The 6837-nt window shown below is 69.8% G+C and carries 6 protein-coding genes; 4 read left to right on the top strand and 2 right to left on the bottom strand.

What is annotated here, in order from left to right; genetic code table 11:
• Positions 1 to 10: 10 nt before the first annotated feature.
• The 3 genes from ureG to AB0927_RS24690 are packed head-to-tail and all read left to right on the top strand — an operon-like array spanning position 11 to position 2996.
• Positions 11 to 706 carry an urease accessory protein UreG gene (gene ureG / locus AB0927_RS24680; protein WP_366669876.1) on the top strand — a complete coding sequence of 232 codons (696 nt, stop codon included), beginning with the start codon at positions 11 to 13 and terminating at the stop codon, positions 704 to 706.
• Positions 703 to 1632: an urease accessory protein UreD gene (locus AB0927_RS24685; protein ID WP_366669877.1), complete on the top strand. Its 930-nt coding sequence runs from the start codon at positions 703 to 705 to the stop codon at positions 1630 to 1632. The genes ureG and AB0927_RS24685 overlap by 4 nt, the downstream gene beginning before the upstream one ends.
• 26 nt (positions 1633 to 1658) lie before the next feature.
• The gene (locus AB0927_RS24690; RefSeq protein WP_366669887.1) at positions 1659 to 2996 is read left to right on the top strand and encodes an MFS transporter; all 1338 of its coding nucleotides are present in this window, start codon (positions 1659 to 1661) and stop codon (positions 2994 to 2996) included.
• Positions 2997 to 3215: 219 nt separating this feature from the next.
• Here AB0927_RS24690 and AB0927_RS24695 read toward each other — a convergent pair whose 3' ends face one another.
• Positions 3216 to 4016 carry an aminoglycoside phosphotransferase family protein gene (locus AB0927_RS24695; RefSeq protein WP_366669878.1) on the bottom strand — a complete coding sequence of 267 codons (801 nt, stop codon included), beginning with the start codon at positions 4014 to 4016 and terminating at the stop codon, positions 3216 to 3218.
• Between the two features lie 145 nt (positions 4017 to 4161).
• Here AB0927_RS24695 and AB0927_RS24700 point away from each other — a divergent pair, with 145 nt between their 5' ends.
• On the top strand, positions 4162 to 4704 hold the full coding sequence (locus AB0927_RS24700; protein ID WP_366669879.1) for an MOSC domain-containing protein: 543 nt from the start codon (positions 4162 to 4164) through the stop codon (positions 4702 to 4704).
• A 277-nt stretch (positions 4705 to 4981) separates the two neighbouring features.
• On the opposite strand, the gene AB0927_RS24705 is transcribed toward AB0927_RS24700, so the two are convergent.
• Positions 4982 to 5575 carry a sigma-70 family RNA polymerase sigma factor gene (locus AB0927_RS24705; protein WP_366669880.1) on the bottom strand — a complete coding sequence of 198 codons (594 nt, stop codon included), beginning with the start codon at positions 5573 to 5575 and terminating at the stop codon, positions 4982 to 4984.
• Positions 5576 to 6837: the final 1262 nt, after the last annotated feature.

Genomic DNA, 6837 nt, shown 5'->3' on the forward strand with positions numbered 1-6837 from the left:
TGGAGCCCCCGTGCATCTCGATCACCCCGTGACCCTGCCGCACCGCCACACCTACGGCGCCGCACCCCAGCGCCCGGACGGAAGCCGCCGCGCCCTGCGGATCGGCTTCGGCGGCCCGGTCGGCTCGGGAAAGACCGCGACCGTCGCCGCCCTGTGCCGCACCCTCCGCGACCAGCTCTCCATCGCCGTGGTCACCAACGACATCTACACCCAGGAAGACGCCGCCTTCCTGCGCCGCGAGGCCGTACTGCCCCCGGAGCGGATCGCCGCCGTGGAGACCGGCGCCTGCCCCCACACCGCCATCCGCGACGACATCTCCGCCAACCTCGAAGCCGTCGAGCAACTCGAACAGGCCCTGCACCCGCTCGACCTGATCCTCATCGAGTCCGGGGGAGACAACCTCACCGCGACCTTCTCCCGCGGACTCGTCGACACCCAGGTCTTCGTCATCGACGTGGCCAGCGGCGACGACATCCCCCGCAAGGGCGGCCCCGGCATCACCACCGCCGACCTGCTCGTGGTCAACAAGACCGACCTCGCGCCGTACGTCGGAGCCGACCTGAACACCATGGCGGCCGACACTCGCGAGCAGCGCAAGAGCCTGCCGTTCGCCTTCACCAGCCTCACCACCGACGACGGAATCCGACCGGTCACCGCCTGGGTCAGCGAGCGCCTCACTGCCTGGCGCGCCGGGGCCGGCCGATGAAGACGGCTGCCCCGGCACCGGCCGCGGGCCTCTCACCGCGCCACCCGCAGGGCGAACCGCACACCCCGCGGTCCCTGACTGCCGCCACGGTAGACACACCCGCCCCCTCCGGCGACGCTCCCCACGCCACCGGCCCGACCCCCGCGCATCCGGCCGGCGTCCGCGCCACCGCCCGCCTCCGGGCCACCCACAACGGCCGCACCACCACGGTCCCCCTCCTGCACAGCGACGGCCCCTTCCACCTGCGCCGACTACGGCCCCGAGGAGAACGGGCACGGGTCTGTGTACTCGGCGCGATGAGCGCGCCCCTCGGCGGAGACAGACTCGCGCTCGACATCACCGCCGAAGCACACACCCGACTGGAGGTGAGCACAGCCGCCGCCACCCTCGCCCTGCGCGGCCCCACGCCCGACCCCGCCACCTACGACGTACGGCTCACCGTCGGTGAGGACGCGTCCCTGCACTGGCTGCCCCAGCCGCTGATCAGCGCCGGCGGCAGCACCCTCCACCAGACGTACCGGGTCGAACTCGCCCGCACCGCCCGGCTGCTCCTGCGCGAAGAACAACTCCTCGGTCGGTCCGCCGAACCACCGGGCCACCTGTCCACCCGGCTGACCGTACGGCGCGACGACCGGCCGATCCTCGACCAGCACACGTTCTACGGCGCCCCCGCACCGGCCTGGGACGGACCCGCCGTACTGGCCGACCACCGCGCGACCGGACAGCTCCTCCTCGTCACCCCCGACCTCGGCACACCCCTCGACACCGTCCTCATCGACGACCTGGCGGGAGGCCAGTGCGTTCTGGCACCCCTTGCCGACAGCACGGCCCTGCTCGCCACCGCCGTCGCCCCGACCCTCGCCCGACTGCGAAGCCTCCTCGACAGGGCCCTCAGCCAACTGACTGGTGCCCCTTTGAGGTTCTGACCAAGAGCAACCACACTGCTCGGGTGATGCTCATCAACCCGGACTACCGAAAGTTATGGCTCGGTCAACTGGCCTCCCAGACAGGAGACTTCGTCTTCAGCACCACACTCGCGCTGTGGATCGGCACGGTGCTGCTCGCCGGGCGGTCCTATGCGCCGGTCGCCGTCTCGGGGTTGGCGGTCGCGGTGGCGATGGGCACCCTGTTGGTCGGACCGCCCGCGGGGGTTTTCGTCGACCGGTGGGACCGGCGGCGCGTCATGATGGGAGCGGACCTGGTCCGGGCCGGGCTGACCGGCGCGCTGACCGCCGTCGCATTCCTGCCCGACGGGACCCTGCCGGACGGAGCCGTCCTCACCGCGGTGTACACGACGGTGTTTCTGGCCACCGGCGCCGCGCAGTTCTTCAACCCGGCCCGGTTCGCGCTGATCGGCGACGTGGTCGAGCCCGGCCAGCGGGCACGGGCGGCCGGTATCGGCCAGGCCACCCAGGCCATCGCCACCATCGCCGGGCCACCGCTGGCCGCCCCGCTGCTCTTCACCGTCGGCGCGCGCTGGGCCCTGCTGCTCAACGCGGTGTCGTTCCTCGCCTCGTTCGCGGCCGTGCGGACGGTCCGACCGGCGCGGCCGGGTGTGGCGGGCAAGGTCGTACCCGCCGACGAAGTCAGGGACTGGCGGGGCGAGTTCACCGCAGGGCTGCGGCTGGTGGTCCGCAGCCGGGTGGTCACCGCCCTGCTCGTCAGTGTCAGCCTGGCGACGGTGGGGACGAGTGCCCTGAACTCGCTCAACGTGTTCTTCGTGACCCAGAACCTGGGCGTCGCGTCCCGCTGGTACGGCACGCTGGAGATGGCGCTGGGCTTCGGGCTGGTGGCCGGGGCACTGGTCGCGGCCACGGTCACAGACCGGCTGGGCGCGAGCCGGGTGTTCTCGGCCGGCCTGGTACTGACCGGCCTGGGCGTCGTCGTCTACTCTCGCCTGACCGGGCTGGGGCCCGCCCTCGTCGTCCTGGTCGTGGTGGGCCTGCCCCTGGCCGGACTCAACACCGCGTTGACGCCCGTTCTGCTCTCCTCGGTACCGCAGTCTCACCTGGGCCGGGTCGTCGCGGTGCTCAATCCCGTCCAGCAACTGTCCGCGCTGGTCGGCGTGTCCGCCGCCGGCTGGCTCGCCGGCACCGCGCTGCATGGTCTGCACGCCGAGGTGGCGGGGGCGCACTTCGGCCCCATCGACTCGGTCTTCACGTCGGCAGGCCTGCTTATGGTCGCTGGTGGTGGATACGCGGCGCTGGCGCTCCGGGCTGCGAGGGCGGAGGCCGCGCCGGCGGCGGAGAGAGCGGCGACGCAGAACGAGACCGAAACGCCGACGCCGTAGGGCCGCCAGGCTGCCGACGCGTGTTGGAGTCGGTGACGCCGGGCGAGGTGCTGCGCCGTGTGAGCCGCGGCCGCCGTCGAGGCCGCTACCGCCCACCCTTCCGCGGTGGATCAGCTCACGCTCGTATCACCGTTCTTCCTGCGGGGGCTGGACACCCTCCCGCACGCCACCGTGACAGTGATTGCCGGCGCGGGCCACCATCTCGAACCTCCGGGCCGGTCAGTTCAGCAGGGCAGCCGTGAACGTCGTGCGGTGGTCCACCAGCCAGGTCTGCATGCGGTCCCAGCGTTCCCATCCACCACGCTCGGCCAACGCCTGGAGATAGACGGGGTCACCGTCGGCCACGCGGCGGGCGACGAAGGCCCGGCAGACCTCCGTGGCCTGCTCGATGACGCCGGGCAAGTCGGCGCGGTCCCGCGGCGAGAGGCCGTAGCCGTCGGCGAAGATCCGCAGCCGTGCGGGCGCATCCGGCCCGAAGGGATAGAGAGTGGCCGCGGATCCGGGATCCAGCATGGGCACCCAGTAGCGGGCGGCCATGGCGATGTCCCAGAGGGCACGACCCGGGGCCGCCAAGTCGAAATCGATCAGGGCCGCGGCACGTCCGTCGCGGAAGACGACGTTCTCCGGGCACACATCGTTGTGGCACAGCATCGTTCCCCCCTCCGGGTCGGCCAGATCCCGGGGCCACTCGGCATGGGTGTCGACCGGGACGGCCGCGCTGGTCTCATGCAGGCGCCGCAGCAGACTCCCCACCGATTCGAGGGCAGTCTTCGTCATAGCCCAGTCAGGGAACGGCGGCAGCGCCACGTCGCCCGGGACGAAGGTCAGTTGCTCGCGGCCATCCACGGTGAGACCGACAGGGGCCGGCGCCGCGTCGAAGCCGTGCTCCTTCAGTGCGAAGAGATAGGCATGCAGAGCGCGCGCGTTGCGCGGCGCTGGGCGCTCGACCAACGCACCCCGGCGGAAGACCGCCCCCGCGTTCGCCATCCCGCCGACCAGTGCCTCGTCCTCAGCCGTCATGACGATCACGCTACTGCCAGATCAACCCTGCGCGAGGCGGATCCCAAAGCCCAAGCGGTTCCCTCAGACCTTGTCGGAACAGTAGGAAAGTGGAGAGTTAGGTTCGTGGCGGCGTTCAGGATTTTACGAAGAGAGGTTTCCGCACATGAGCGGGGTAGTGACGGCGGTCAGCCGCAACAGCGAGTATTCGTTCACGAAGCCGAACCGGGAGAGCATCGACTTGCTCGCCGGCCTCGGTGTCGAAGGTGACGTTCACGCTGGTGTGACGGTCAAGCACCGCTCGCGTGTCGCACAGGACCCCACGCAGCCGAACCTGCGCCAGGTCCACCTCATCCACGAGGAACTTTTCGACGAGGTCGGCGAGGCGGGTTTCCGGGTGGCTCCAGGCGAGCTCGGAGAGAACATCACCACCCGCGGCATCGAACTGCTGGACCTGCCGGTGGGCACGCTGCTGCGCATCGGCGCGGAGGCCGTGGTCGAGGTGACCGGCCTGCGGAATCCCTGTCTGCAGATCGACAACTTCCAGGACGGGCTGCTGAAGCAGGTCGTCGGTCGCGACCACCTCGGCAATATCGTGCGCAAGGCCGGAATCATGGGCATCGTCAAGGAGAGCGGCGTGGTGCGCCCCGGCGACATGATCAAGATCGTGCTGCCGGACGGGCCGCATCGGCCGCTGGACCGGGTCTGAGCGTCGGTGCGGCCGTGTCCCATCCTGCGTTCGGTGGTGTGGTATGCGCTGGTCCGGCGAGTTGACCGAGGAACTCGGGCCGCGCGGCGTGGCGTTGCTGCGTCGCTCACACGACGGCCTGCTGGATCACCCGCCACGAACTCCGCTCTGGCGGACGTGGCGGGTGATCGGTCGGCATGCCCAGCAGGTCGTTTCCCACCGCGGATGCGGGCCGTGGGGCTTGTGGAGTTGTCGGCGGGGTGATTGCCGCAGCCGCGGTCTCCTGTGCCAGCGGTGCTTATCGATGGGGTGCGAGGGTGTGGGTGAGGGTGGTGAGGGCGCGGTGGGTGTGGGTTTTGACGGTGCCGACGGAGATGTGGAGGAGGGAGGCGATTTCGTCCTGTTTGAGGTCGTGCCAGTGACGGAGGATGAGGGCTTGCTTCTGACGGGTGGGAAGTTGTTGGAGGGCTTGGCGGAGGGTGCGGTGGTCGTGGTGCTGGAGGGCGGTGGTCTCTGCGGATAAGGCGGTTTCGGTGAGTGTGGTGGTGAGTGGGGCGTGGTGGTGGGTGGTGTGCTGACGGCGGTGGTGCATGCGCGTGAGGTTGTGGATGGTGGTACGGAGGTAGGCGGGGGCGGCTTGTTTGTGATGGAGGTGTTGCCAGCGTTTGCAGAGCTGGTAGTAGGCCTCGGCGACGATGTTCTCGGGGTCGTCCGCGCCGAGGTGTGAGGCGAGGCGCAGGAGGGGTGTGTACTGGGTTTGGAAGAGCCGGGTCAGTACCGATTCCCGGTCGCTTTCCTCCAGTTGCCGTTCGTTCGGCTGTGGTTTTTCGGTCGTGGGTGCCGGGCTGGTATTGACTGTTTGTGCTGCCCGGACTGGGGAGGCGGGGGCCAACAGCCGGGCGTCCGTCCTGCCTTCGTCAGGACCGGGTTCGTCCGCTGGTGAGGGTGATGCGTCTTCCGCTTCCGGTCGTGCTGTCCGGGCTGCGGATTCGGGGCCCGGCCGGCGTCCACTGGTGCAGTTCTCCGTGGGTGCCGGGTGCGGTCTTCGCTCGCCTGTGCGGCCATTGGCTGTGTCATCCGCGGGTACGGGTGGTTCGGTGGTGGTCTCGCGTGGTGTGCGTCTGGTGCCGGTCATGAAGTGTTGACATCCCCTGTTGCGTGGCCGCGTCATGGCCCACGCCCTTCAGATCTCACCGGCTCCCTGGCTCCCTGGCCGCTGGGCCCCAGTACTTGCCGGGGTGGTGGGGAGGGTGGGCGGGCGTGTGTGCCGTGGCGTCGTCGGCGCTTTGCTGTCACTCCCTTGTGTGGGTCAGGCCGGTGCGCGGTGGTCCGCGGTCAGGCCTGTGGCCGGTTGGTGTGTGGTGTGGTCGGGCCGGTCCGGAGGTCACCATTCGTCCTCGTCGTCGGGAGAGCCGGGTGAGGTGAAGTTCAGCATCCGGCGGTCGTCGCCCTCGGCGATCAGCGTCATCTCGGCGTCGCCCGCGGGTAGTTGCTCCAGGGCCTCCCGGCCGGGATGCGAGGGGGACCTCCGGGACGCCGTGGACGATGTCCGTCGCGGTGCTGAAGTTCCGCCTGCGGCTGGTGCCGGACCCACCGTTCGATGGCGATGGTGTGGGTCCCTGTGGCGGGTCGGTGTCCGGATTCCTTCCCTCCGATAACGGCGCACCGTCCCCTGCCTCACGGCCCCGGAGAGGGTTGAGCATGCCCGTAACCGGGTTGTACGGAGGGTGGTTGGAGTTCCGGTCCGCACACGGGGTTCCCACCTCCTTCCGCCTTCCGGCGGCCGCTGCGGGCGGGTCGGGGCGTGGATTGTGCCTGGTGGGCGGGTGTGCCGGTGTTTTTCCTCGCCGCCGGCCGTGCTGTGCCGTGTTCGGTTGTGGGCGGTGGAGTTGAGGTATGTGGAGGCATGCCTGGTAGCCGGTTGGTGCGCAACGTTCCCATCGTGTGGGCCCCCGGTTGTTGCGTTGCTGCGGTGGTGTCCGCGTGGCAGGATCCGGCCGAAAACTTACACGTTCGTGTCAACGTTCGAGGGGTGCTGCGCAACTTTTACATGTGGGTTTCATCCGTGGTTGATCAGAGGGGGACGTGGGTCGTGCGTGTCGAGGAGTCGGGGATGGACGACGGTATGTGGCTGACGACGGAGCAGGCGGCGCG

Source organism: Streptomyces sp. NPDC048106 (genome assembly GCF_040706415.1).
Lineage (GTDB): Bacteria > Actinomycetota > Actinomycetes > Streptomycetales > Streptomycetaceae > Streptomyces.

What these genes read in the sequence shown, in the direction of transcription:
- AB0927_RS24690 (WP_366669887.1), top strand. Translation starts at nt 1,659, where the DNA reads ATGCTCATCAACCCGGACTACCGAAAGTTATGGCTCGGTCAACTGGCC.
- AB0927_RS24700 (WP_366669879.1), top strand. Translation starts at nt 4,162, where the DNA reads ATGAGCGGGGTAGTGACGGCGGTCAGCCGCAACAGCGAGTATTCGTTC.
- AB0927_RS24695 (WP_366669878.1), bottom strand. Translation starts at nt 4,016, where the DNA reads ATGACGGCTGAGGACGAGGCACTGGTCGGCGGGATGGCGAACGCGGGG.
- AB0927_RS24685 (WP_366669877.1), top strand. Translation starts at nt 703, where the DNA reads ATGAAGACGGCTGCCCCGGCACCGGCCGCGGGCCTCTCACCGCGCCAC.